Genomic DNA, 24,028 nt, shown 5'->3' on the forward strand with positions numbered 1-24,028 from the left:
GTGCGGGGGTGCGGGTTAGACGGTGGCGGGGGTCCGGTGCCGGGGTCCGAGATCGCGGCATTGACCTCGGCTGAAAGCGTCCACGGTGGTTGATCGCCGCATCGGCCGACCAAAGACAGCCTGGCCGGCACTCCGACGGCTGAGGGGCATGATTGCTGCAGGCAACCGACCTGCGGGTCGCTTGGGGTTGACGGGCTGTGGTTGCTGCCGCAGGCTCATGCGGCTTGTAGCTGCACCGCCGCTGTGGTTGCTGCACCGGATCATGCGGCTTGCGGGAGACTTGTCGCTGTTGCTACAACCCCAGGGCACAGCTGACGGGTGGACTCGGCCGACGAGGTCCGCGGTGGTTGATCGCTGCTGCGGGCGACGAGGACGGCAGGCTGGGCGATGCAGTGACTGAGGGATCGGTTGCTGCGGGCAACTGCTTGCTGTTCGCGGGCTGTGGTTGATGGCCGGCTGATGCGGGCTGTGGTTGCTGCTGATCCACCGGTGCCTGGTGCCGCTCGGAATCTGCTGTCCCGTGATGGCTGGATCTGCTCCGAGCCGATGACATGCCATGTCCACGTAGGTCGGGGCGATGTGCATCGTCCGGAAGGGCTTGCCGCGCAGGTCGGGGTGTCCGGCTCGTGACTGTGCGGGCCATGGCATGCCGATCCAAGGGGCGGTGGCGTTGGCTGGGCGGCCGGTCGTGGACGTCGGCCGACATCGCTGGGCATGGGTAGGACCGCGGGCCGGCCTGGGGCCGGCTGCCGCGGTGGCGTGGGTGGTGGGTATTGGTGGTGGACCTGGGGCTGGTGGAGATTACGGCGGCCCGGTAGTTGGGGTGGTGTTGGTGCCCCAGGGATCGAAGTCCCTGGGTGCGTGAGCGAGCAGCTGGGCCCGGAAGGCCTCGCGCTCGGCAGCCCGTACCGGATCGGGAAGGATGCGGGCGGCCGGGAGCCGACCGGGGTGCTCGTGAGTCGGGTTGCTGCTGGCACGGGGTGTGCTTGCACCTGCGCTGTTGCTGATATCGGCCGTGCTTTCGCCCCAGCAGTTAGCGGCGGCGCTGTCCGCATCGTCGCGGCCCGCGCTGGAGTCACCGAGGTCGACACCGCCGCTGGCACCGGCGCTAGCGCCGGCACCGGTCGTGCTCGCACTGGCACCGCTGCTGGGGGCAGGCGTGACCCAGCCGATCAGCGCGGCGAGCGCGGCACGGTCGGGCACCGGTGGCGGGTCGGCCCAGGACGGGCGGGTGACGTGGACGCCGGCTGCGGTGATCGAGACCGCCCATTGACCGTCGTGGACCGCGCGGTGGTGAGCAGCGCACAGCAGCGCGAGGTTCTGCAGGCTGGTGGGGCCGCCGCTGGCCCAATGCACGAGATGGTGGGCGTGGCACATCCACGGTGGTGCCTGGCACACCACGCAACCCTTGTCCCGCTTGTTCAACGCGCGGCGGATGTAGCGGTTCACGAAGCGTTGTTCGGTGCCGACATCCAAGGGCTGGGAGTCACCGCCCAAGACGATCGGGAGGACCGCGGCGTCACAGGCGAGGAGCCGGACGGCGCCAGCGGACAGGTTGTCACCGAAGACCAGTTCACCCACCGCGCCAGGTCCGCTGGCCGTGCTGCCGCCGAACGCGGCTGGGGCTGCGGCGAGGGCGGCTTTGAGGTCGTTGAAGTCGATGGTGACGGTGATGTGCGGAACACCGGGGTGGTCGGGGTTGCCGGCGGCGGCGTCCATGGTCGCCTTCAACGCGTCGGCCTGCCGCTGGTCCTGGGTCCGCGGGTCACGTTCCCCGTCGATCGTCTTGTGTGGCTTGGACCCTTGGTGGATCTGGGTCTTGAGCTGTTCGCCGCTGGCACCGGCGAAGAACCCGGTGAACTTCACCCCACCCGCGGTCTGCCGCAGCCGCAGGAACTCCTTGCTGGCGGCTTCGTCCTCGGCCGGTTCAGGGCCGTCGGTGTCCAGCCTCGACAGGACCGTCTGGCCGAACTTGGCGAGTTCACGGGGGTTCGAGATGCGAGCCATCTTGACCAGCTGCTCCTCAGCCACAGCCAACGTCTCAACCGGCGTACTCGACGGCGCCTTCTCCAGCGTCCCCACGACGATCTCGGCCAGGTCAGAGCGCACGACCGCGGAACGCGTCGGATCGGCGGGATCAGCCATCGCGGCCGCCACCACCGGGTACTTACGCAGAGCCGCCGTGAACGCGAGATCTTTACGGACGTCGGCGCGGTCGAGCCGGTAGCGTTCCGAGACCAGCTCGACGGTGTCCCGGGCACCCATCTCCTGAGCTGCGCCCATCTCTTCCAGCCGGCCCATGGTCTGCAGCTCATCGGCCTTCAATAGGGCCTTGGCAGCCTGAATGGTGTCCAGACGCGTCAGCAGTTTCGCTGACACTCTGGGTGTACACCGGGGGCATCGCCAAGATCTCCATACCCCAAAGCCTAGCCACCCCCACCGACAGTTTTCGAGCCAAGAACCCTTATATACAAGAGATGTGTGGGCTGTTTGTGGGCTGGTTGCACACTCAACTTGCCCACACCTCAGTCGAGACACGCCTTAGTTTGAACGCACGCGGCCGGCTTCCGGCGAACCGGTCTCGGCCACGACGATGGCCACCACCCACAGGGCAAGCGCGATGACAGGCGCTCCGGTCCAGTGCACCTCGGATTCTGATGAGTCCGGTTTGAAGATCAGCATGAGGCCCGTGACCACCAGCCCCACAGGTGCACGAACGAGTGCGAGGCCGGTCGTCCGCGAGCTGACCAGCGCCATCACCACCAGCGCTATGTAGGCGATCAGCAAGAACAGTCGCAGAGCGACCATCGGTGAGCCGCTCCCTTCACTCGTAAACCAGCCGATCCCGCTGTACACGTCAAGGTGTCCCCCGTCGCGGACGGTCAGCCAGGTAGGCGCAAGGACGACGAGTTGCGCTGCCGCGACGGCAAAGCCCATCAGCCGGAAGTCCTGCGGCCTGAGCTTGTTGGCAGCAAGCGTCTCCCCAGCCTGCCGAGCGTCAGCATCGTCGGCTTGACTCACCATGATCTCCTCGTCACATCGGTTGCCCTCTCAGCGGGGCAGGGAGGCCCCAAAGCCGGTTGGTTGGTTGGGCAGTTCGGGGATGGCCTCAAGCCCAGTGCTGTCCGACAGCATTGGGGAGCGTTACCCCCCGAAAACGACCGGTAACACTCCCCAGCCTCACGCACCATGGCTCCCCGAACCGGTTTGGGGAGTTGATTGCGACAGCCTCGGGTGACGCCGGCCCAGGTCGCCCAACCGACCGGCCTTCGGGGAGGCCACAGCGATCGGTCAGCAGCCTGGACTGTCAGGTCGCGGCGAGGCGCTGCTTTTCTTTGGCGATGTCGAAGTCGGCGGCCGGCCATTGTGGGTCGAGGCCCTTCAGGGTCTCCAGGAGGAGGGTGGTGACGGCCCAGTTGCGGTACCACTTGCGGTCGCTGGGGATGACGAACCACGGCGACTGCTCGCTGTTGCAGCGCTCGATCGCCGCGTGGTAGGCGTCCATGTAGTCCGGCCAGAGCTGGCGCTCGTCGACGTCACCCGGGTTGTACTTCCAGTGCTTGGTCGGGTTGTCGAGGCGCTCCTCCAGCCGGAGCTTCTGCTCCTCCGGCGAGATGTGCAGGTAGCACTTCAGCAGCGTGACACCGCTCTCGGCGAGCTCGGCCTCGAAGTCGTTGATCTGGTCGTAGCGCTTGTCCCACACGTTCGGTGCGACCAGGTTGCGGACGCGCGCGATCAGCACGTCCTCGTAGTGCGAGCGGTCGAAGATCCCGATCATCCCGTGCCCCGGGACGGCCTGCCGGATCCGCCAGAGGAACCCGCGGCGCTTCTCGGCCGGCGTCGGGGCCTTGAACGAGGTGATCTTCAGGCCCTGCGGGTCCATCAGCCCGGCACCGTGGCGGATCACACCGCCCTTGCCGGAGGTGTCCATCCCCTGCAGCACCAGCAGCACACTCCGCTCAGCGCCCTTGCGGCCCTCGGCGAACAGCCGCTCCTGCCAGTCGGAAACCTCGGCGCCGAGCGCCTCCAGCGCCAACTTGCCGTCGTCCTTGACGCCGGTGAACCCCGTCGTCGCCCGCGGATCGTAGGTCGTCAGATCTACCGGGCCTTCAGGGACGCGCAACTGCTCGAGCAGCCCCCCGGCTGTCTCCGCCTTAGCCTTCTTCTGCTTCGCCATCTGCCCATCTTGCCCTATCGGTGCCGCGGTCCCTGGTAAGGACGACGGCGACGCCACAACACGAACTCGATCACGGCGATGGCGATCGCACAGACCACGACCGCGCCGGCCGCCCAGAACAGGCCACCCAGCACGGCCAGGCAGTCTCCGGATTCATCACCGCCGCACATGGTCCGGTCGTAGTACTCGATCCCGACCCGGAAAGTCCCGTACACCAGCACCGTCGTACCGAGGAGGTGGGCGACGAACCGCAGCCACCCGGCCGCTCCGGTGCGCGCCGCCTGCGCCGTGGCGACCAGCACGATCGCGAGCAGGAAAAGGATGAACTCGAAGGCGCCCAACTCGAACTCGTCGTGAGCCCAGACGAACCGGAATCCGCTGTTCAGGTTCCCCAGCACGATCAGGAGCACGCTCAGCACCGCGAGTTCGATCCCGAGCAAGGTGCGGGCCTTCGGCAACGGCCAGGCGGCGACCACCGCCGCGATCCCGACCACCGCCGCGACGTACCCGAGCGGCAGGTTCCACTCGAGGAAGCCGTGCCCGTCGAAGTCGTCGAAACGGATGAAGCCGCCGCCGGCCAGCAGCGCGATGCCGACCACGAGCAGAGCGGATGCGATGATTCCGCGGTCCTTGAGCATGGCCTCAGCGAAGCACGGCCGGAGGTTCAACAGCTCACGACGTGCGCGACAACGCGATCAATCGAGACAAAGCCCTGAGGTACTTCTTCCGGTAGCCGCCCTTGAGCATGGCCGCGGAGAACAACTGATCCAGCGGTACGCCGCTCGCCAGCAACGGCAGGTCCCGGTCGTACATGCGGTCGGCCAGCACCACCATCCGCAGGGCGACGTTCTCGTCGTCGAGCGGCCGGATGTCGGTGATCGCCACCGCCTGCACGCCGTCGAGCAGAGCGCCGTACTTGCTCGGATGCAGCTCGGCCAGATGGTGGTGCAGGTCGACGAAGTGATCGCAGGAGGTCGCCGGGCGCTCGGCCGCGGTCTGCTCGACGCGCTCGTCGGTCCACGGTTCGGGTGCTTCCGGGAGGCCGCGGTGGCGGTAGTCGGGGCCGTCGATCCGCCGTACGTCGAAGTTCGCGGCCAGCGCCTGGATCTCGCGGAGGAAGTCGATCGCCTGGAACCGGCCCTCCCCCAGCTTGTCGGGCAGCGTGTTCGAGGTCGCGGCGAGCCGGACACCGGCCGCGACGAGCTGGCCGAGCAGCCTCGTGATCAGCATCGTGTCGCCGGGATCGTCGAGCTCGAACTCGTCGATGCAGATCAGCCGGTACGACGAGAGCGCCTCGACCGCCGCCCGCAGCCCGAGCGCGCCGACGAGGTTGGTGAGTTCGACGAACGTGCAGTACATCTTCGGACCGGCCGCCTCGTGCCACAGCGACGCGAGCAGGTGCGTCTTGCCGACCCCGAACCCGCCGTCGAGATAGACCCCGGGCTTGCCGACCTCCGGCGTACGACCGCGCAGCCGCGACCACAGCGACGGAGCCTGCCGAGGCTGGGCCACGTGCTCGGCACGCTCGACCAGTACGGCGAGGGCTTCGGCCTGGGACGGCTCCTCCGGATTCGGCCGGTACGTCGCGAACCGGGCGTCGGCGAATCGTGGCGGCGGCACGCATTCGGAGAGCAGCCGATCCGAGCTGACCTCCGGCCACCGCTCGCTCAGCCGTATCACCATGCCGCCAACCCTAATGCCCTGCGTAGGGTTGGCCGCATGGACCTACGACCGCTCGGCACCACCGGACTGACCGTCTCCTCCGTCTGCGCCGGGGGCAGTGGGCTGGGCAGCATGCCCGCCGTCTTCGGGTACGACGTCTCCGCGGCGCAGGCGATCGACGTCATCCTGCGCATCTTCGACAGCCCGATCACCTGGATCGACACCTCGAACGGCTACAGCGACGGCGAGAGTGAACGCCGCATCGGCGAGGCGATCCGCCAGTACGGCGGCCTGCCGGAAGGGTTCCTGGTCGCCACCAAGGTCGACGCCCGCGGTTCCGACTACTCGGGTGACCGGGTCCGCGCCAGCGTTGCCGAGAGCAAGGAACGCCTCGGCCTCGACGACCTGCCGCTGGTCTACCTGCACGATCCCGAGTTCCACGACTTCGACTCCATGCGCGACGCCGTCGACACGCTCATGCAGCTCCGCGCCGACGGTGAGATCGGCCATGTCGGCCTGGCCGGCGGCAACACCACCGAGCTCGCCCGCTACCTGGACCTCGGCGGCTTCGAGGTTCTCCTGGTCCACAACCGCTGGAGCCTCGTCGACCACTCCGCGGCCGCGTTGCACCAGAGAGCGCTCTCTGAGGAAACCGCTCTCGTGAACGCCGCGATCTACGGCGGTGGCATTCTCGCCAACCCCCACAGCACCACCAAGTACGGCTACCGTGACGCGCCACCCGCCGTACTGCGAGCCGTGACCGCGATGGACAAAGCCTGCCGCGAACACGGCCTCGACCTGTCCACTGCAGCCCTCCGCCACTCGGTCGACAACCCGAACATCACCGGCACCGTCGTCGGCATCACCAAACCCGCCCGCATCGAGGCCCTCATCACCGCGCTGGAAGCCGACCTCCCCCAGGAGCTCGTCGATCGGCTCGACGCGCTGCTGCCGGATCCGCAGTACTGGCTTGACCTCAAGTGAAGTTGAGGTCATAGCTTCCTCCTCATGAAGACGATTCAGCTGCATGAGTTCGGGCCGGCGGAGAACCTGCGCTACGAGGAGGCGCCGGATCCGGTGCCTGGTCCTGGGATGGTGTTGATTCAGGTGGAGGCGGCCGGCGTGCACCTGCTCGACACGTTCCTGCGGGCCGGGGATTTCGAGGACAGTCCCTTCACGGCTCCTGAGCTGCCGACGATCCCGGGGCGGGAGGTTGCCGGGGTCGTGCGGGAGGTCGGGCCGGAGGTGGACGGCTCGTGGGTTGGGAAGCGCGTCGTGGTGCATCTCGGGATGGTGCCGGGTGGGTACGCCGAACTGGCGGTCGCGAAGGTGGAGTCGCTGTACGAGCTGCCTGATCACGTGGACGGCGTACAGGCTGTGGCTGCGATCGGGACCGGCCGGACCACTGCCGGGATCCTGGCGCAGGCGGCGCTCACCTCCGACGACGTCGTACTGGTGACTTCGGCCGCTGGTGGGATCGGCGCCTACCTGATCCAGGCCGCGCGCAATGTCGGTGCCACGGTGATCGGGCTCGCGGGTGGGCCGGCCAAGGTTCAGCTGGTGCGGGACCTCGGTGCTCAGTACGCCGTGGACTACAACGACCCGAACTGGGCCACAGCTCTACAGGACGAGATCGGCGGCAAGCGCCCGGTCACCGTGATGCTCGACGGCGTGGCGGGGCCGAGTGGGTTGCTAGCGCTGGACCTGGTCGCGGACGGCGGGCGGGTGCTGACGTTCGGGTGGTCCGGTGGTGAACCGCTGCCGGTGGACTCCCCTGATCTGTCCACCCGCGGCGTCTCGGTGACCGCTGCGCTCGGCGACATCCGCAGCCGGCTCCGGGAATTCGAGAGCGCGGCCCTCGACGAGACCGTCGAGGGCCGCTGGAGAGCGCTCTCGACCACGTTCCCGCTCTCCGAAGCACCCTCCGCTCATCGGGCGCTCGAAGAACGGCGAACCGTGGGCAAGGTCGTTCTCCTGCCTTGATCCGCACCACACCGTGGCCTTCTCCCACCTCATCAGGAGAAGGCCACGGTGTGTGGGACGGGCCGCGGAAGACCTGGTGGGTTCCTCCGCGGCCCCGCTTGTTAATAGATGGTGTAGCTGAAGGTCGCCTTACCCGTGGCGCCGCCGGAGTCCTTTCCGGTCACTGTTGCGGAGTAGGTGCCACGAGTGGTCGGCATCCCGGTGATCGACCCGGACGAGCTGATCGTCAGGCCGGGCGGCAGACCGGTGGCGGTGAAGGTGATCGGCAGACCGGCGCTCGACGTCGCGCGGATCTGGAGCGGGAAGCTCGACCAGCCGACGAACCCGAACTGGTTACCCGGGTTCTGCACGGTCACGGTGCCGGTCTGCGATCCGGTCACCGTCAGCCGGTACGTCGATTCGTGGCTGACCGCTCCGGTCCCCTTGACCACGAGGTCGTAGGTACCGGCCGCCGTCGACGCCGACGCGGCGATCGTCAGCGTCGACGACGAACCCGACGTCACGCTGGTCGGCGAGAACGTCGCAGTCACCCCGCTCGGCAGCCCGCTGGCAGCGAGTTGCACCGACTGCGGGTCACCACTCGTGGTGGCCGTCTTCACGGTCGTCTGCACCGAGTTGCCCGGGGCAACCGATCCGCTGGCCGGGTCGAGGCTCAGGCTGAAGTCGCTCCCCGTCGGCGGTTCACCGATAGCGAGCTTCCAGAGCCCGTACGCCGCCGCGTCGGCACTGCGGTCGAGCACAGTCGCCGCGATGTTCGTCGGGTACTTGTCACAGGCCGCGTGGTAGCAGGGGTCGTACGCCGAGCCAGCGGTGCCGCCCCACTTCTGTGCCTGCGCGCTCGTCTTGCGGGCACTGGCCCCGGAGGCGACACCGCTGGTCGGGATGCCGGCATTCTTGAAGGACGCGTCGTCCGAACGTCCCGCACCTTCGGTGTTCTCCTCGGGAGCCAGGTTCAGCCCGTCGTAGAACGCCTTCAGCACCTTGCCGGCGTCCGTGGTGATGTTGTTGACGAAGTAGCCGGCGTTCGTCGAGGCGACCATGTCGAAGTTCAGGTAGGCCTTGATCTTCGACCGATCCGCCGTCGGCAGCTGAGCGACATAGAACTCCGAGCCGTTCAGGCCCTGCTCCTCGTCGGTCCACCACGCGAACCGGACGTGCTTGACCAGCGTCGGCTGCTGCTGCGCGAGTGCCAGCGCCACCTCAAGAATCGCTGCCGATCCTGAAGCGTTGTCGTTGCTGCCCGGACCGGCGCTCACGCTGTCCAGGTGCGCACCGAGCATGATGACCTGGTTCGCGTCACCACCGGGGTAGTCGGCGATCAGGTTGTCCGACGGGTACTGACAGTTCGTGCACCGCTGCTTGGCCACCGTGAAGCCGGCATCGCGCAGCTTGCCCTCGATGTAGCTGACCGACGCGGTGTAGCCCGCACTGCCGGCCCGCCGGTGACCGCCGTTGTTGTCCGCCGCCGTCTGCAGCGCCTGCAGGTGTGCCTTCACCTTCTCGACGTCGATATTCGGTACGTCGGCGGGCGGGGCGGATCCGCCGACAGTCAGCCGGTACGTCGCGGTCCGGTCGACGTCCACACCATCACCAGTGATACGGACGTCGTACGCACCTTCCGGCGTACTCGACGTCGTACTGATCCTCAACGTCGACGAGTTGCCGGACTGAACCGAGGCCGGGTCGAACGACGCGGTCGCGCCGGACGGCAGCCCACTCGCGGTCAGCCGGACGGTCTGTGCGGAGCCGCTGCCGATCACAGTGTTCACGGTGGCGGAAACGCTCTCTCCGGGCTTCGCCGAGCCGCTCGCGGGCGAGACGGACAGGGTGAAGTCGTTGCCGGTCGGGGCGCAGGAGGCCTCGCCGGACTGGGCCGGGACCGAGACGGCGTCCCAGGCAGCCTTGACCTTGCCGTGCCAGGCGCAGCTGCTGTCCAGGTTCTTCGCGGCATTCAGGGTGACCGAGCGCCACTTGCCGTAGGACATCCCCGACGTCTTCGACAGCATCGCGTTGTAGAAGATCTTGCCGGCGTCCTTGATCCCGATCCCGGTCAGCGTCGTGTTGTTACACGTCGGACTGGTCGGCTTGCCGTTGCCGGGATTGGTGCCCTCGGCAAGCAAGTAGAACCAGTGGTTCATCGGTCCGGCCGCGGCGTGCACCGAGCTCGGCAGGCTGCTGGAGTTGCAGTCCGGGTGCCCGGAGACCTTCGACGGCTGGTACATGTACCGGATCGGGCCGTTGCCCTGCAGGTTGATCTTCTCGCCGACCTCGTAGTCGGGAGCGTCGTTCGGGTTGTTCAGGTACGCCTCGGTGAGCGCTCCCCAGATGTCCGCGACCGATTCCTGCGACGGGTGCCCGGAGATCCCGCCGGGGGTGTTCGCGTCCAGGCCGTGGCCGTACTCATGGGCGACGACATCGATACCGGTGATCCAGTTGTTCGCGTTGTTGTAGCCGAAGACGACACCGTCGGGGTTGTACTGCGAACCCCAGTAGGCGTTGATGTCGCCGAGCCCGACGAGTGCGTCGGCCCACTTGCCCTGGTTGTCCAGGCCGTTGCGCCCGTACCAGCTCTTCAGCATGTCCCACTCGCCGGCGGCGGTGTTCATGACATCGACACAACCGGCCTCGCGGTCGGTCTTCGACGTGCTGCCCCAGGTGTCGTCCGGGCCGGAGAAGGTCGTGCCGGTCGACTGGTTGCCACACCGCAGCGAGGGACGGGCCGGGTCGACCATCGTGTACGTCGATCCGGACTGCGTCGTACCGATGGTCAGGTTCGGCCCGTTCCAGATGCCGGTACCGGTGCCGGCCGCGCTCTCCTCGATCGCGTGGACGACCTTGCCGCTGCGCGCGTCGACGTACACCTTCTGGCGGGTCGCCTCGCCTTCGTCGCGGCCTTGGACGCGGGCCTCCCAGGCGAGCACCGGCTTGGCGCCACCGGCGTACACGACCAGCGTCGGTTCACCAGGAACCGGCTCGGCCTTGTCGATCGACTTCAGCGCGGTCTTCCGGGCGGCTGTCTTGGTGACCGTGGGTGTGCGGTCGAGGGCGATCGGCTGCTGCTGGGCAACGGTGATGCCCTTGGCGTTTCCGGCGGCGTCGGTGGTGATGACGAAGTCGCCGCCGATCACGGCCAGGTCCTGGTACGTGCGCTGGTAGGCGACGTACTGCAGACCCCACGGGGTGCTGATGTCCTGCTGGCGGATGAACCGGTCCCCAGAACCGGCCTTCAGCTCAGCAGCCCGGCCTTCGACCAGGCGGTCAGCGGTGCGGATCGCAGCGGCCCGTGGATCGGGCCTCGATGCGGCGGCGCTCGCGTCGGCATCGGCCGCCGGGAGCTTGGTGGTGATCACAGCGGTGGCCAGAAGCGCGAGACTGAGCACGCCTCCGACCGTCGCTGTACGCAGGGCAGTGCGTTTCACTGGGACACGTCCTCACTGGATGGGGGCGGGGACCCCGCCACCGGCCGCTGGGGCTGCAGTCCGGGCCGGCCGGTGGCGGAATGAAGAGGGCGTCGGCCGCCGGGCAGGGCGGGCAGGTGAACGTCCGATGTCCTCTGTCCGATGACATTGACACCTCTACGTGATGGCTGTGATATCCCAGCAGGGCATAACCTCGCCGCTATGGAGCTCGAACTTCGCCATCTCCGCGTGGTCTGCCGCCTTGCGGACACCGGCAGCGTCTCCAAGGCCGCCGCAGCACTGGGCGTATCCCAACCATCGTTGACCGCTCAGCTGCACCGCATCGAGGAGGCGGTCGGCGGATCGCTGTTCGAGCGCGCGTCGACGGGCGTCGTACCGACTCCGCTGGGCAAGCACGTGCTGAGCAGGTCGCGGGCGATGCTCGCGGACATGGACGAGCTGGTCGGCTCCAGCCGGCGTTATACCTCCGGATCCGGCACGCTCCGGCTCGGATCATCGCGCACGGTCATGTTCGGGGCCTGGCTGTCGCGGCTGGAGAGAGCGCTCTCTGACCGTGAGATCGCGACTCAGGTGGATTCCTCGAGCGCCGTTCTCACCGATCTGCTGGCCGCCGACGTACTCGACATCGCGATGATCGGACGCGCCGAGGACGCCTACGCGCCGCAGTGCCCGCCCGGGATCCGCGAGCAGACGATGGTCTTCCCGGAACCGTTCGCGATCGCACTCCCGGCCGATCATCACCTGGCCGGTGCCGACGAGGTGAAGCTCGCCGATCTGGCCGACGACGTCTGGATCTGCCCGCCGGCCGGCAAGGAGGACGGGGAGCTCGCCTATCTCCGCGAGGCCTGCGAGGACGCGGGATTCACCCCACAGTTCCGGTACGGGAATCTCGACACGACCGAGATCGAGCAGCTGATCGGGGCCGGGCGCGGGATCTGTCTGGCCGCGCCGACCGTCCGGGAACTCCCCCGCACGGTCGTGAAGCCGCTGGCCGGCCAGCCCCTCTCCTGGCGCCGTACCCTGCGCTGGCGCGTCGACAACGTCAGCCAGGAAACCGTGAACACGGTCCATCAGGCGTTCATCGACACCTACCGCGAGACCATCGCCGAGAACAGCTCCGCCCGCGATTGGTGGAGCGCCCACCCCGAGGCGCATCCGACGGTTATCGATCCGGACTAGGTACTCCGCGGCGCGTACATGATCACCACCACGCCGACGAGACAGATCGCCGCGCCGATCAGATCCCACCGATCCGGCCGGAACCTGTCGACCACCATCCCCCAGGCCAGCGACCCCGCCACGAACACTCCGCCGTACGCCGCAAGGATCCGTCCGAAGTTCGGATCGGGCTGGAACGTCGCCACGAACCCATAGGCGCCCAGGGCAACGACTCCCCCGGCGATCCACCACAACCCCCGCTGCTCGCGCCACCCCTGCCAGATCAGCCAGGCCCCACCGATCTCAGCCACCGCCGCCAGCACGAACAGCACGATCGACCGCAGCACGCTCACCGCGGCAGCCGATCGGCAAGCCCATCCAGTACGGCGGTCTGGGTCGGAGGGACCTCGATGCGCAGGTTGATCCGGCCGGTCGACTCAGTAAGGGTGAAGGTGAAGAACGAGCAGCAACCGCTCTCTCGGGCAATCAGATCAACCACGGAGTCGTGGGACTCGGCGCCGAGCACAAGGTCGAGGATCTGTGCATCGATGCGATCGGCCGCGACGAGGTGATCGGCGAACAGCTGATCGAACTCGGCAACCCGCAGCGGCTGCTCGGCGGTCGGAAGTGTGCAAGCGTCCGGAACCCAGGTCATGGATCGACGGTAACCCCGGACCTGGGTACGGATGTCAACTATTCGGGCTCGTCTGTCCACGTGAGGGTGAAGACGATGGCGCCGAAGCGGAGCTGGTCGCCCGGGCGGACGCGGACGGGCGTGGTGATCCGGCGGCCGTTGTGTTCGGTGCCGTTCATCGAGCCGAGGTCCCGGACCATCCAGCCGTCGCCAACATGGCGGAGCTCGGCGTGGTGACGAGAGACCGAGATGTCGCCCAACCGAAGCGTCGCGCCATCGCCGCGGCCGATCCGGACGGTCGGCGAGCCGGCCGCCGGCAGCGCGAGATTCGGCACCGGTACGGCGGGAAGCTCGCGCCGGGCGAGCGGGATCCCGAGAAAGTCCTCGAGCCGGCGCCAGACGTCGACCCGCTTGATCCGGCTGCGCGTGGTGCGCATCCAGCCGGCAAGGCGAGGTTCGGGCCGGGGCAGGTCGGTCAGCACCGAGTCGAGCTCACCACGGCTCTGCGCGCGCAGCACGAAGTTCATCCGCCGGATGAACGTGTCATGGGACAGCCGCCCCGACCCGGCCCCCTCCCGCAGCACGGCCAGCGCACGATCACGCTCCGCGTCGGACGGACGCGCGTTCACCAGCGAGAGCGGACCCATACCGAAATTGTCAACGCCGACCGGCTCACTGTCCACCGGCGGACCTCCCGGGTGGGTCAGAATGGCGGGATGGACCTGCCTGTGATGCCGCCGGTGAAGCCGATGCTCGCGAAGCCTGTGAAGGGGATCCCGCGCGGGGAGCTGAGCTACGAACCGAAGTGGGACGGGTTCCGGTCGATCATCTTCCGCGACGGGGACGAGGTGGAGATCGGCAGCCGCAACGAGAAGCCGATGACGCGGTACTTCCCGGAGCTGGTCGAGGCGATCAAGGCGAACCTGCCGGAGCGCTGCGCGATCGACGGCGAGATCGTGGTGATCGGCGAGTCCGGCGACCGGCTCGACTTCGAGGTGCTGCAGCAGCGCATCCACCCCGCGGCGAGCCGGGTGAACATGCTGTCCGAGAAGACCCCGGCCCGGTTCGTCGCCTTCGACCTGCTGGCGCTTGGTGACGACGACTTCACCGAGCGGCCGTTCAGCGAACGCCGTACCGCATTGCTGGCAGCGCTCGCCGACGCGAAGGCGCCGATCCACATCACGCCCGCCACCACCGACTACGACACGGCCGGGCAGTGGTTCGAGCACTTCGAGGGCGCGGGGCTGGACGGGCTGATCGCGAAGCCGCTCGACGGGCTCTACGTGCCGGACAAGCGGACCATGTTCAAGGTCAAGCCGGAGCGTACGGCGGACTGCGTGGTCGCGGGATACCGCCTGCACAAGAGTGGTCCCGACCGGATCGGTTCGCTGCTGCTCGGTCTCTACAACTCCGACGGGACCCTCGCGAGCGTCGGCGTGATCGGTGCCTTCCCGCTCGAACGCCGCAAGGAACTGTTCGTCGAGATGCAGGAGCTCGTCACCACCTTCGACGACCACCCCTGGGCCTGGGCCAAGCAGGAGGAAGGCACCCGAACACCACGCAACGCCGAGGGCAGCCGCTGGCAGGCCGGCAAGGACCTCTCGTTCACGCCGCTGCGCCCCGAGCGCGTGGTCGAGGTCCGCTACGACCACATGGAAGGCGTCCGCTTCCGCCACACCGCACAGTTCGTGCGCTGGCGTCCGGATCGCACCCCCGAGTCGTGCACGTACGAGCAGCTCGAAGAGCCGGTCAAGTTCGACCTGGCCGACGTACTGACGAGTGCGACCAGCTGATGAACCCTCTCTACGGTCTGTACACCCGGCGGTTGCGCCGCCAACTGATCGGCCTCCCCCAGCCGCAGCACGTCGCGATCGTGATGGACGGCAACCGCCGCTGGGCCCGCCAAGCCGGCCACGACGACGTCCGCCTCGGCCACCGCTTCGGAGCCCAGCACCTCGAACAGTTCCTCACCTGGTGCGCGGGTGCGGGCGTTCGATGTGTGACCGCCTGGGTCGCGTCGGCCGACAACTTCAGCCGCCGCGACTCGGCCGAGGTCGACTACCTGATGCAGCTCACCGAGACCGTCATCGCCGACCATGTACGGCGGGATCCCCGCTGGCGACTGCACGTCGCGGGGCAGCTGGACCTGCTCCCCGATTCGACCGCCCGCGCCCTGAAGGAAGCCGTCGACGCCACCCGCGACCGTGACGACGCCGGCGATCTGACGATTGCCATCGGCTACAGCGGCCGACTCGAGGTGGTCGATGCGGTCCGCGGCGTACTGGAAGAGGCAGCCTCCTCCGACCGTTCGCTCGCCGACGTCGCCGCCGACCTGACCGAGGACGACATCAGCCGCCACCTCTACGTCCCCGGCCTCCCCGACCCGGACCTGGTGATCCGCACCAGCGGCGAACTCCGCATGTCCGACTTCCTCCTCTGGCAAGCCACCCGCTCCGACATCGAGTTCTGCGACCTCTACTGGCCCGCCTTCCGCGAGATAGACCTCCTCCGAGCCCTCCGAACCTACGGCCGCCGCAAAACCACCCCCACCTGACACCCCGCATCCAGGGCCCGAGCTAGCCGAACCGGCAAGATCGGAAACTGAAACGATCCAGGTGGGCATGTGGGTGCCGAGTGGGGGCACTATGGATGCATACCGACAGGTAGTGACCCGGAGGTGCGCGATGTACGACGTCGTACTGCTCGTGGAACAGGAACTCTCGGAGCCGGACGCCAAGCGTGTGGTCGAGTTGCACGAGGACATGCCGGAGCAGGTGAGGTACCACGTGCTCGTGCCGTGCCACAACGCGGAGGCCGGAGTGGAGGCCTCGATCAGCGCACTGGGGACCGCGGATCTGTACGGGCCGGGGTTGGCCACTCAGCGGCAGGATCTGGCTGAGGCGCAGAAGGCGATCGACAGCGAGGCCAAAGGATGCAGCGGCCGGAGTGTGCAGCGGCTGCGTGACCTCGGGAAGGTCGCTGAGGGCGGGATCTCTCATGAGCGGCCGATCGATGCGCTGATCGCGACCGTCGAGGCGACGCACGGCCAGGAGGTCGTGATTCTGACCCGGCCGCATGTCGTTGCGGAGTTCTTCCACCTCGACTGGACGAACTCGGCCCGCCGGCACCTCAAGGTCCCGGTCCTGCATCTGCTCGAGCATTCCTCGCAGAAGGAGAATGCTTCCTAGTGTCTTAGGAGTGCTGCGTAGGTGATGCCGGCGGCGAGTGCGCCGATCAGCAAGGACAGCGACGTGCGCAACACGCGGTCGCCGACCTTGCCGTAGTGCTCGCCGTCTTCGGAATGGTAGGCAACTTTGTAGCCCGCGTACCCCGCCACCAGGACCAACGCCAGCTTGATCACGCAGTTGCCTCCCGTTCCTGACGTGTCAGATCAACGGTAGCGCGGTCTCTGCGAACTGGGTGTGATACAGATCGGCGTACTCGCCGTTGCGCGCCAGCAGCTGTTCGTGCGTGCCGCGTTCGACGATGTTGCCGTGGTCAACGACCAGGATGAGGTCGGCATTGCGGACCGTCGACAGCCGGTGCGCGATCACCAACGACGTCCGGCCTTCGAGCGCGGTGTCGAGCGCTTGCTGGACGTGCACCTCGGACTCGGAGTCCAGGTGTGCCGTGGCTTCGTCCAGTACGACGATCTGCGGTGCCTTCAGCAACAACCGGGCAATCGCCAGCCGCTGCCGCTCACCGCCGGAGAGCCGGTGACCGCGATCCCCGACAACCGTGTCCAGGCCGTCCGGCAACGAGTCGACGAGCTCCCACACCTGCGCCGACCGCAGTGCCTCGATCATCTCGTCATCGGTGGCATCCGGCTTGGCGTAGATCAGGTTCGCCCGGATCGTGTCGTGGAACATGTGCGCGTCCTGGGTGACATACCCGATCCGGTCGTGCAGGGACTGCAGCGTCACATCCCGTACGTCGGTTCCCCCGATCCGCACGGCTCCCCCGCTGACGTCGTACAGGCGGGCGACCAGGTTCGTGATCGTGGTCTTGCCGGCACCTGAGGGGCCGACGAGTGCGACCATCTGGCCGGGCTGGACGACGAAGTTGACGTCCTCGAGCACCTGAGCCGACACCCGCTTGTCGAGCACAGCGACCGACTCGAGGCTCGCCAGAGAGACCTGCTCGGCGGTCGGGTACGCGAACGTGACGTGGTCGAACTCAACACTCGCCGCATCGCGCGGGAGGTCTTGAGCGTCCGGCGCGTTCTTGATCATCGGCTCCAGATCCAGCACCTCAAAGACACGCTCGAAGGAGACCAGCGCTGTCATCACATCGACGCGGACGTTGGACAATGCGGTCAGCGGACCGTACAAACGGCCGAGCAGCGCGACCAGGGCGAGCAGGGTCCCGACGGTCAGGGTCTGACGGACGGCCAGGTTGCCACCGACGCCGTACACGAGAGCTGTTGCCAGCGCCGCAACCAGGGTCAGCGCGGTGAAGAACACGCGGCCCAGCATCGCGATCCGGATACCTAGGTCGCGGACCTGACCGGCGCGCTCACCGAACTCGCGGTTCTCGATCGCGGGCTGCCCGAACAGCGTCACGAGCAGGGCGCCGCCGACGCTGAAGCGCTCGGTCATCGAGGTCGACATACCGGCGTTCAGGTTCATCTGCTCGCGGGTCATCGCGGCCAGCCGCCGGCCGAGGATACGCGCCGGGATCAGGAACACGGGCAGCATCAGGATCGCGACCAGGGTCAGCTGCCAGCTCAGCACGAGCATCGCGCCGACGACGAGGATCAGGCTGATCACGTTCGAGACCACGCCGGAAAGTGTGGAGGTGAAGGCCTGCTGGGCGCCGATCACGTCGTTGTTCAGCCGCGAGACCAGCGCGCCGGTCTGGGTCCGGGTGAAGAAGGCGACCGGCATCTGCTGGACGTGCGCGAACACCTTCGTGCGCAGGTCGAAGATGAGGCCTTCACCGATCCGCGCCGAGAACCAGCGCTGCATCAGCCCGAGCACCGCCTCGACCACGGCGAGCCCGGCGACCACCAGGGCGAGCGCGGTGACGAGTCCGCCGTTCCCCTTGATGATGCCGTCGTCAACGATCTTCTTGAACAGCAGTGGCGAGGCGATCACCAGGAACGCCGCCACGATCACCAGCAGCAGGAACAGCGTGATCTGCAGTTTGTACGGCTTCGCGAACGCGGCGATCCGCCGCAACGTCCCCTTGGCCAGCTTCTGGTCCTTGACCGACGAGTCCATCCGCCGCCAGCTGGCGGCACCACCCATCGGCATCCCGCCGCCCATGCCCGACATCCGGACTCCTCCCTGTTGAACCTGCACAACACTTCAGGTCGCGTCGTTCTTCCAACCTGCAACTAAAGGTTGCACATCGCCGTCGGCTCCCCTAGAGTCATGTGCAACAAAAGGTTGCGAAAGAAACGGTGGAACCGATGACGCGAAGCATTACACGTGAGCTCCGGATCGACGCCTCCCCGGAGGTCGTCTACGAAGTGATCAGTACGCCGGAGCACCTGCGCGAGTGGTGGCCGGACGAGGCGGATGTGAAGGCCTCCCCCGGAGCCGTCGGCACGATCTCGTTCGGCGCGGAGAACGTCGTACCGCTGACCGTTGTCGAGGCCGACCCGCCCCGGCGGTTCTCGTTCCGCTGGGCGCACCCGGTGGACGAGGCGGCCAGTACGGCGAACTCGCTGCTGGCGACCTTCGACCTGATCCCGGACGGCGACGGCACGCTGCTGCGGTTCGCCGAGACCGGGTTCGACGAGGCCGGTCGCTCGGACGACGAGTTCAAGGAGCACACCACCGGCTGGGACTACTTCCTGCCCCGGCTGACGCCGTACGCCGCGCGGGTTGCCGGCGCGTAATGGCCGTCGACAACGAGCTCTGGTCCGCCATCGGGGATCCGACCCGGCGGGAGATGCTCGACCTCCTGCTGGCCTCCGGCGGCGGTACGGCGACGTCGCTCAGCGACCGGTTGCCGGTCACCCGGCAGGCAGTCGCGAAACATCTCGCCGTACTGGAACGGATCGGGCTCGTGCACGCCACGACCTCCGGACGCGAACGCGTCTACACGGTCGACGAAGACCAGCTGGCCCGCGCGGTAGCGCAACTCTCGACCGTCCGCGATGCCTGGGACGGCCGCCTGCAACGCATCAAGCGGATGGCAGAAGTCATCCAGAAGACACGGAAGAGGACATGATCATGGTGGACATCCTGCACAGAGTCGGGGCCGTGGGTTCGGTCGACGACGTCTACAAGACCCTCAGCACCGTCGACGGCCTGGCCGCGTGGTGGACCGAGGACACGACCGGCGACAGCGCGGTCGGCGGTGTGCTGAAGTTCCGTTTCCCCGAAGGCGGCTTCGACATGAAGGTGATCGAGAGCGAGCCCGGCAAGCTCGTGCTCTGGGAGGTCGTCGGCGGGCCCGAGGAGTGGATCGGTACGCACGTCCGGTTCGACCTCAGCCAGGAGGACGAGTTCGCGATCCTGATGTTCCGGCACGAGGGCTGGAAGGAGCAGGTGCCGTTCATGAACCACTGCAGCACGAAGTGGGCGACGTTCCTGATGAGCCTGAAGCGCCTCGTCGAGACCGGCACCGGCGAGCCCGCACCGAACGACGTACGGGTCAGCAACTGGCACTGAATGGTTGGCTACCGTTGGGGTGCATGGATCTCAACGAGCACTTCGAGCACGAGGGAGCCACCATCGCCTGCGGTCGCGCGGGCACTGGGCCAAATGTGGTGTTCTGCCACGGCACGCCGTTCTCGTCGCGGGTCTGGTCGCGTTATGCCGATGCGCTGACCGACAGTTTCACCGTGCACCTGTGGGACATGCCCGGCTACGGTCAGTCGTCCATGACGCCTGACCACCCGGTCGACTTCGGCGCCCAGGCCCGCGCTTTCGCCGCACTACTGCAGCACTGGAAGCTCGACCGGCCGCACGTCGTTGCCCACGACTTCGGTGGCGCTGTCTCACTACGCGCAGCCCTCTTCGAGCAGGCGGTCTACTCCTCGCTGATGCTCGTCGACGTGGTCGCGATCCCGCCGTCCGGCTCACCGTTCTTCCGGTTCGTCGCCGACAATCCGACCACGCTCGACGCAATCCCGCCGTACATCCACGAAGCCGTGCTCCGCGCCTACATCCAGAACGCAAGCCACCGCGGCCTGGCCGAGGACGACCTGCAGGCGTTGCTGGAGCCGTGGACCAGCGACAGCGGACACCCCGCCTTCTACCGGCAGATCACCCAGTACGACGAGCGCTACCTCGTCGACAACGAGGGCCGGCTTGGCGAGCTGGCGTTGCCGGTCCACGTCGTGTGGGGCCGCGAGGACGGTTGGATCCCGTTGCAGACCGGCCAACGGCTCGCGGCGCTCATCCCCGGCGCCGAGTTCACCGACGTACCCGATGCCGGTCACCTCATCCAGTACGACAACCCCGTCGTACTGGCCAACCTGATCCGGTCCTGGCTCAGCCGAACGCGGCCATGAGCTCCTTCAGCCGACGCTCCTGCGCTGCACCTTCCGCCTTGAGCTGATCGGCGTAGGTGCGATCGGCGGCACCGAGCAGCAGCGCCTTCGTCTCGCGGACCGCACCGGCGAGCGGCGTCAGTACGGCGTCGGTCAGATCCTTGACCGTCGCCGCCAGCTCCTCAGCCGGTACGACGATGTTCGCGAGACCGATCTCCTTGGCCTCGGCCGCCTCGACCCAGCGGGTGGTCGCGCAGATCTCCAGCGCCCTCGAGTACCCGACGAGCTGGACCAGCGGCTGCGTACCACCGAGATCGGGCACCAGCCCGAGCGCCGGCTCGCGCATGCTGAATTTGGCGTCGGGGGTGAGGACGCGCAGGTCGCAGGCGAGGGCGAGCTGGAAACCGGCGCCGACCGCGTGGCCCTGGACCGCCGCGATGCTGATGAGGTTCGGGTTCCGCAGCCAGGAGAAGCCGGCCTGGAACTCGGCGACGATCTCGTAGACCTCCTCGGTCGGCTTCGCGCCGAGGCTGAGCAGCGGCTCCTCGCCCAGGTCGTTATCGCCCATGATGAGCCGCCGGTCCAGACCGGCCGAGAACGACTGGCCCTCCCCCGACAGCACGACCACCCGGACGTCGTCCGGCAGCGACCGGCCGAAATCGGCCAGCGCACGCCACATCGCCGGGGTCTGCGCGTTGCGCACCTCCGGCCGGTCCAATACGACGCGCGCCACCGGGCCATCCACCGAGAACCGCAGTCCGAGATCAGTCATGCGCCGTACATTACCCGAGGGTAGCTATCGGGGCTGCCCCTTGGCTCAGGCGAGCGAGACCAGGTCGGCGTAGTCGTTCGTCCAGAGGTCCTCGACGCCGTCCGGGAGCAGCAACACGCGCTCCGGCTCCAGCGCCTGCACCGCGCCCTCGTCGTGGGTGACCAGCACGATCGCGCCCTTGTACGAGCGGATCGCGTTCAGCACCTCTTCACGCGAGGCGGGGTCCAGGTTGTTGGTGGGCTCGTCGAGAAGCAGAACATTGGCCGCCGAGACAACCAGCGTGGCCAGGGCCAGCCGGGTCTTCTCTCCACCGGACAGGACGCTGGCAGGCTTCTCCGCGTCGTCCCCGGAGAACAGGAACGCGCCGAGCACGCTGCGCGCCTGAGTCTCGTTGAGGTCCGGAGCGGCCGTCTTCATGTTCTCCAGAACCGTCCGGTTCACGTCCAGGGTCTCGTGCTCCTGGGCGTAGTACCCGAGCTTGAGGCCGTGGCCGTCGATCACCTCACCGGTGTCCGACTTCTCGATCCCGGACAGTACCCGCAGCAGCGTGGTCTTGCCGGCTCCGTTCAGCCCCAGTACGACGACGCGCGAGCCGCGGTCGATCGCCAGGTCGACGTCGGTGAAGATCTCCAGCGAACCGTACGACTTGGACAGCTCCTTCGCCATCAACGGCGTCTTGCCGCACGGAGCCGGCGACGGGAACGAGATCTTCGCGACGCGGTCGGAACGACGCTCGTCCTCGAGCCCCGACATCAGCTGCTCGGCGCGCTTCAGCATCTGCTGCGCAGCCGTCGCCTTGGTCGCCTTGGCGCGCATCTTGTTCGCCTGGTCGACGAGCTGGGTCGCCTTCTTCTCAGCGTTCGAACGCTCACGCTTACGGCGGCGCTCGTCCTGCTCGCGCTGCGTCAGGTAAACCTTCCAGCCGACGTTGTACACGTCGATCTCGGCCCGGTTCGCGTCCAGGTGGAAGACCCGGGTGACCGTCTCCTCGAGCAGGCTCACATCGTGGCTGATCATGATCACGCCACCGGCGTACGACTTCAGGAAGTCGCGCAGCCAGACGATCGAGTCCGCATCGAGGTGGTTGGTCGGCTCGTCGAGCAGCAGCGTCTCCGCCTGGGCGAACAGGATCCGCGCCAGCTCCACCCGCCGGCGCTGACCACCCGACAACGTGCCCAGCGGCTGGCCGAGCACCCGGTCCGGCAGGCCCAGGTTCGCCGCGATGCGAGCGGCTTCCGACTCAGCGGCGTACCCGCCGGCGGCGTGCAGATCCGCCTCGGCGCGCTCGTACCGGCGCATTCCCTTCGCGCGGACCTTGTCGTCGGCGCTGGCCATCGACTTCTCCGCGCTGCGCATCCGCCGTACAACCTCGTCCAGGCCACGAGCCGCCAGGATCCGGTCGCGGGCCAGCATCTCGAGGTCACCCGTCCGCGGGTCCTGCGGCAGATACCCGATCTCACCCGACTTCGTCACCGACCCACTCGCCGGCAACCCCTCACCGGCCAGGATCTTCGTCAGCGTCGTCTTGCCGGCGCCGTTCCGCCCGACCAGCCCGACCTTGTCCCCCGGCCCCACCCGGAACGACGCCGGGGAAAGCAGTTGCCGAGCACCTACACGTACCTCGAGATTGGAAGCAGTAATCATCGCGGTGGCAGATGTCCTCAGGCTTGGGGGCGTACGTCGGTGGCGGGTCGGCGGTGCGGTGTCACGACACGCCTGAATCCCCCGCTCTGAGGTCTAGTCTATGCGTTGTGAAATTCAATCCGGACGCGGATCTCGACACCAGCGGTATCGAGGACACCCGCGGTAGCGGCGGTGGACGCAGCGGCGGGCTGCCCGGCGGGATGATTCCGGTCGGCGGTGGCGTCGGTGGCCTGATCCTGCTCGTCATCATCGTGCTGCTGAACGGCGGCATCCCCGGCCTCGGCAGCGACGGCACCGGCGAGCCCACGAGCGAGAACACCGGCCCCGGCAGCCTGAACGCCTGCAAGAACGTCACCACGAGCAAGGAATGCCGCTTCGTGGCCGACCAGAACTCCATCGAGGGCTTCTGGGCGACCGAACTGCCCCGCCGCGGCAAGAAGTACATCCCGGCGCCGATGCGCGTCTTCGAGGGCCAGGTCAGCACCGGCTGCGGCCCCGCCACCAGCGCGGTCGGCCCCTTCTACTGCCCGCCGGACAAGCGCGTCTACCTGGAGCTCGGCTTCTTCCGCACCATGGAGACCGAGCTCGACGCCAAGGGCGGCGACTTCGCCGAGGCCTACGTGATCGCCCACGAGTACGGCCACCACATCCAGAACCTGTACGGCATCCTCGGCCGCATCAAGACCCGCTCCGGCCCCACCTCGGACGCCGTCCGCTCCGAGCTCCAGGCCGACTGCCTGGCCGGCATCTGGACCAACCACGCCACCACGGTCCCCAGCAAGAACGGCAAACCCTTCATCCTCGAACTCACCGACGAGGACATCGCCATCGGCCTCGACGCCGCCGCCTCCGTAGGCGACGACCGCATCCAGTCCAAGACCCAGGGCCAGGTCACCCCCGAGTCCTTCTCCCACGGCACCGCCGAACAACGCATGCGCTGGTTCAAAGCCGGCCTCGACTCCGGCGACATGACCACCTGCGACACCTGGTCCGCCACCACCCTGTAGTCAGCAATCCACCGCCCCCATCCGCCGTACCGCCAGCCCAAGCGCCCGCGCCACCAGTGGTGGCCGGAGACACCTTCTGCTGGCCGGAGACCTGTGGCCATAGCTCTCCCGCCACAGCTTCCTGT

The 24,028-nt window shown here is 67.7% G+C and carries 24 protein-coding genes; 11 read left to right on the forward strand and 13 right to left on the reverse strand.

Annotated elements, in window-relative coordinates; translation table 11 throughout:
- Nucleotides 1-801: 801 nt before the first annotated feature.
- From E1261_RS12075 to zapE, 5 genes are all read right to left on the reverse strand, one after another.
- Entirely contained in the window at nt 802-2,379 is a 1,578-nt protein-coding gene (locus E1261_RS12075) for an HNH endonuclease signature motif containing protein (protein WP_132405880.1), read from the reverse strand.
- A gap of 162 nt (nt 2,380-2,541) precedes the next feature.
- Nucleotides 2,542-3,024, reverse strand: coding sequence for a hypothetical protein (locus E1261_RS12080; protein ID WP_132405882.1), 483 nt, complete (start codon nt 3,022-3,024; stop codon nt 2,542-2,544).
- A gap of 283 nt (nt 3,025-3,307) precedes the next feature.
- Nucleotides 3,308-4,177, reverse strand: a complete 870-nt coding sequence (locus E1261_RS12085; protein ID WP_132405884.1) for a PPK2 family polyphosphate kinase — start codon at nt 4,175-4,177, stop codon at nt 3,308-3,310.
- 14 nt (nt 4,178-4,191) lie between these two features.
- Nucleotides 4,192-4,815 carry a hypothetical protein gene (locus tag E1261_RS12090; RefSeq protein WP_132405886.1) on the reverse strand — a complete coding sequence of 208 codons (624 nt, stop codon included), beginning with the start codon at nt 4,813-4,815 and terminating at the stop codon, nt 4,192-4,194.
- A gap of 34 nt (nt 4,816-4,849) precedes the next feature.
- Nucleotides 4,850-5,860, reverse strand: coding sequence for a cell division protein ZapE (gene zapE / locus E1261_RS12095; RefSeq protein ID WP_132405888.1), 1,011 nt, complete (start codon nt 5,858-5,860; stop codon nt 4,850-4,852).
- A gap of 36 nt (nt 5,861-5,896) precedes the next feature.
- Between zapE and E1261_RS12100 the strand changes: the two genes are divergently transcribed.
- Together E1261_RS12100 and E1261_RS12105 are read left to right on the forward strand one after the other, a co-directional pair.
- Entirely contained in the window at nt 5,897-6,823 is a 927-nt protein-coding gene (locus E1261_RS12100; protein WP_132405890.1) for an aldo/keto reductase, read from the forward strand.
- 24 nt (nt 6,824-6,847) lie between these two features.
- Nucleotides 6,848-7,822 carry a zinc-binding dehydrogenase gene (locus E1261_RS12105; protein WP_132405892.1) on the forward strand — a complete coding sequence of 325 codons (975 nt, stop codon included), beginning with the start codon at nt 6,848-6,850 and terminating at the stop codon, nt 7,820-7,822.
- A 101-nt stretch (nt 7,823-7,923) separates the two neighbouring features.
- Here the strand turns inward: E1261_RS12105 and E1261_RS12110 are convergent, their stop codons facing one another.
- Nucleotides 7,924-11,241 carry a M20/M25/M40 family metallo-hydrolase gene (locus E1261_RS12110; RefSeq protein ID WP_132405894.1) on the reverse strand — a complete coding sequence of 1,106 codons (3,318 nt, stop codon included), beginning with the start codon at nt 11,239-11,241 and terminating at the stop codon, nt 7,924-7,926.
- A gap of 201 nt (nt 11,242-11,442) precedes the next feature.
- On the opposite strand from E1261_RS12110, the gene E1261_RS12115 reads away from it, so the two are divergent.
- On the forward strand, nt 11,443-12,420 hold the full coding sequence (locus E1261_RS12115; protein ID WP_132405896.1) for a LysR family transcriptional regulator: 978 nt from the start codon (nt 11,443-11,445) through the stop codon (nt 12,418-12,420).
- Here the strand turns inward: E1261_RS12115 and E1261_RS12120 are convergent.
- Genes E1261_RS12120 through E1261_RS12130 form a run of 3 tightly spaced genes read right to left on the reverse strand, consistent with a single transcriptional unit; the run spans nt 12,417 to nt 13,680 of the window.
- Nucleotides 12,417-12,752, reverse strand: coding sequence for a YnfA family protein (locus tag E1261_RS12120; protein WP_132405898.1), 336 nt, complete (start codon nt 12,750-12,752; stop codon nt 12,417-12,419). The genes E1261_RS12115 and E1261_RS12120 overlap by 4 nt on opposite strands.
- Complete coding sequence (locus tag E1261_RS12125) at nt 12,749-13,054, reverse strand: hypothetical protein (protein ID WP_132405900.1); 306 nt, start codon at nt 13,052-13,054, stop codon at nt 12,749-12,751. Before E1261_RS12125 ends, E1261_RS12120 begins: the two co-directional genes overlap by 4 nt.
- Nucleotides 13,055-13,092: 38 nt before the next feature.
- Nucleotides 13,093-13,680 carry a DUF1707 and FHA domain-containing protein gene (locus E1261_RS12130; RefSeq protein WP_132405902.1) on the reverse strand — a complete coding sequence of 196 codons (588 nt, stop codon included), beginning with the start codon at nt 13,678-13,680 and terminating at the stop codon, nt 13,093-13,095.
- Between the two features lie 69 nt (nt 13,681-13,749).
- Between E1261_RS12130 and E1261_RS12135 the strand changes: the two genes are divergently transcribed.
- The 3 genes from E1261_RS12135 (at nt 13,750) to E1261_RS12145 (ending at nt 16,221) form a co-directional block, all read left to right on the forward strand.
- The gene (locus E1261_RS12135) at nt 13,750-14,826 is read left to right on the forward strand and encodes an ATP-dependent DNA ligase (RefSeq protein WP_132405904.1); all 1,077 of its coding nucleotides are present in this window, start codon (nt 13,750-13,752) and stop codon (nt 14,824-14,826) included.
- Nucleotides 14,826-15,587, forward strand: a complete 762-nt coding sequence (uppS, locus tag E1261_RS12140) for a polyprenyl diphosphate synthase (protein WP_132405906.1) — start codon at nt 14,826-14,828, stop codon at nt 15,585-15,587. Before E1261_RS12135 ends, uppS begins: the two co-directional genes overlap by 1 nt.
- 130 nt (nt 15,588-15,717) lie before the next feature.
- Nucleotides 15,718-16,221, forward strand: coding sequence for a hypothetical protein (locus E1261_RS12145; protein WP_132405951.1), 504 nt, complete (start codon nt 15,718-15,720; stop codon nt 16,219-16,221).
- Here E1261_RS12145 and E1261_RS45225 read toward each other — a convergent pair.
- Together E1261_RS45225 and E1261_RS12150 are read right to left on the reverse strand one after the other, a co-directional pair.
- Complete coding sequence (locus E1261_RS45225) at nt 16,218-16,394, reverse strand: hypothetical protein (RefSeq protein WP_165952465.1); 177 nt, start codon at nt 16,392-16,394, stop codon at nt 16,218-16,220. The genes E1261_RS12145 and E1261_RS45225 overlap by 4 nt on opposite strands.
- A 25-nt stretch (nt 16,395-16,419) precedes the next feature.
- A complete protein-coding gene (locus tag E1261_RS12150) occupies nt 16,420-18,300 on the reverse strand; it encodes an ABC transporter ATP-binding protein (protein ID WP_132405953.1) in 1,881 nt (626 codons plus the stop codon).
- Between the two features lie 146 nt (nt 18,301-18,446).
- Here E1261_RS12150 and E1261_RS12155 point away from each other — a divergent pair, with 146 nt between their 5' ends.
- From E1261_RS12155 to E1261_RS12170, 4 genes are read left to right on the forward strand one after another with little or no spacing between them, the layout of a single operon-like run.
- Complete coding sequence (locus E1261_RS12155; protein WP_132405908.1) at nt 18,447-18,878, forward strand: SRPBCC domain-containing protein; 432 nt, start codon at nt 18,447-18,449, stop codon at nt 18,876-18,878.
- A complete protein-coding gene (locus E1261_RS12160) occupies nt 18,878-19,213 on the forward strand; it encodes an ArsR/SmtB family transcription factor (protein ID WP_132405910.1) in 336 nt (111 codons plus the stop codon). Before E1261_RS12155 ends, E1261_RS12160 begins: the two co-directional genes overlap by 1 nt.
- Before the next feature lie 2 nt (nt 19,214-19,215).
- A complete protein-coding gene (locus E1261_RS12165; RefSeq protein WP_132405912.1) occupies nt 19,216-19,656 on the forward strand; it encodes an SRPBCC family protein in 441 nt (146 codons plus the stop codon).
- A 23-nt stretch (nt 19,657-19,679) separates the two neighbouring features.
- Entirely contained in the window at nt 19,680-20,501 is an 822-nt protein-coding gene (locus E1261_RS12170; RefSeq protein ID WP_132405914.1) for an alpha/beta fold hydrolase, read from the forward strand.
- Here E1261_RS12170 and E1261_RS12175 read toward each other — a convergent pair.
- Complete coding sequence (locus tag E1261_RS12175; RefSeq protein ID WP_132405916.1) at nt 20,482-21,252, reverse strand: enoyl-CoA hydratase/isomerase family protein; 771 nt, start codon at nt 21,250-21,252, stop codon at nt 20,482-20,484. The genes E1261_RS12170 and E1261_RS12175 overlap by 20 nt on opposite strands.
- Before the next feature lie 45 nt (nt 21,253-21,297).
- Nucleotides 21,298-22,896, reverse strand: coding sequence for an ABC-F family ATP-binding cassette domain-containing protein (locus tag E1261_RS12180; protein WP_132405918.1), 1,599 nt, complete (start codon nt 22,894-22,896; stop codon nt 21,298-21,300).
- A gap of 107 nt (nt 22,897-23,003) precedes the next feature.
- Between E1261_RS12180 and ypfJ the strand changes: the two genes are divergently transcribed.
- Entirely contained in the window at nt 23,004-23,903 is a 900-nt protein-coding gene (gene ypfJ / locus E1261_RS12185) for a KPN_02809 family neutral zinc metallopeptidase (RefSeq protein ID WP_132405921.1), read from the forward strand.
- Nucleotides 23,904-24,028 lie beyond the last annotated feature (125 nt).

Origin of the sequence: Kribbella albertanoniae (assembly GCF_004348455.1) — a bacterium.
GTDB classification, from domain to species: domain Bacteria; phylum Actinomycetota; class Actinomycetes; order Propionibacteriales; family Kribbellaceae; genus Kribbella; species Kribbella albertanoniae.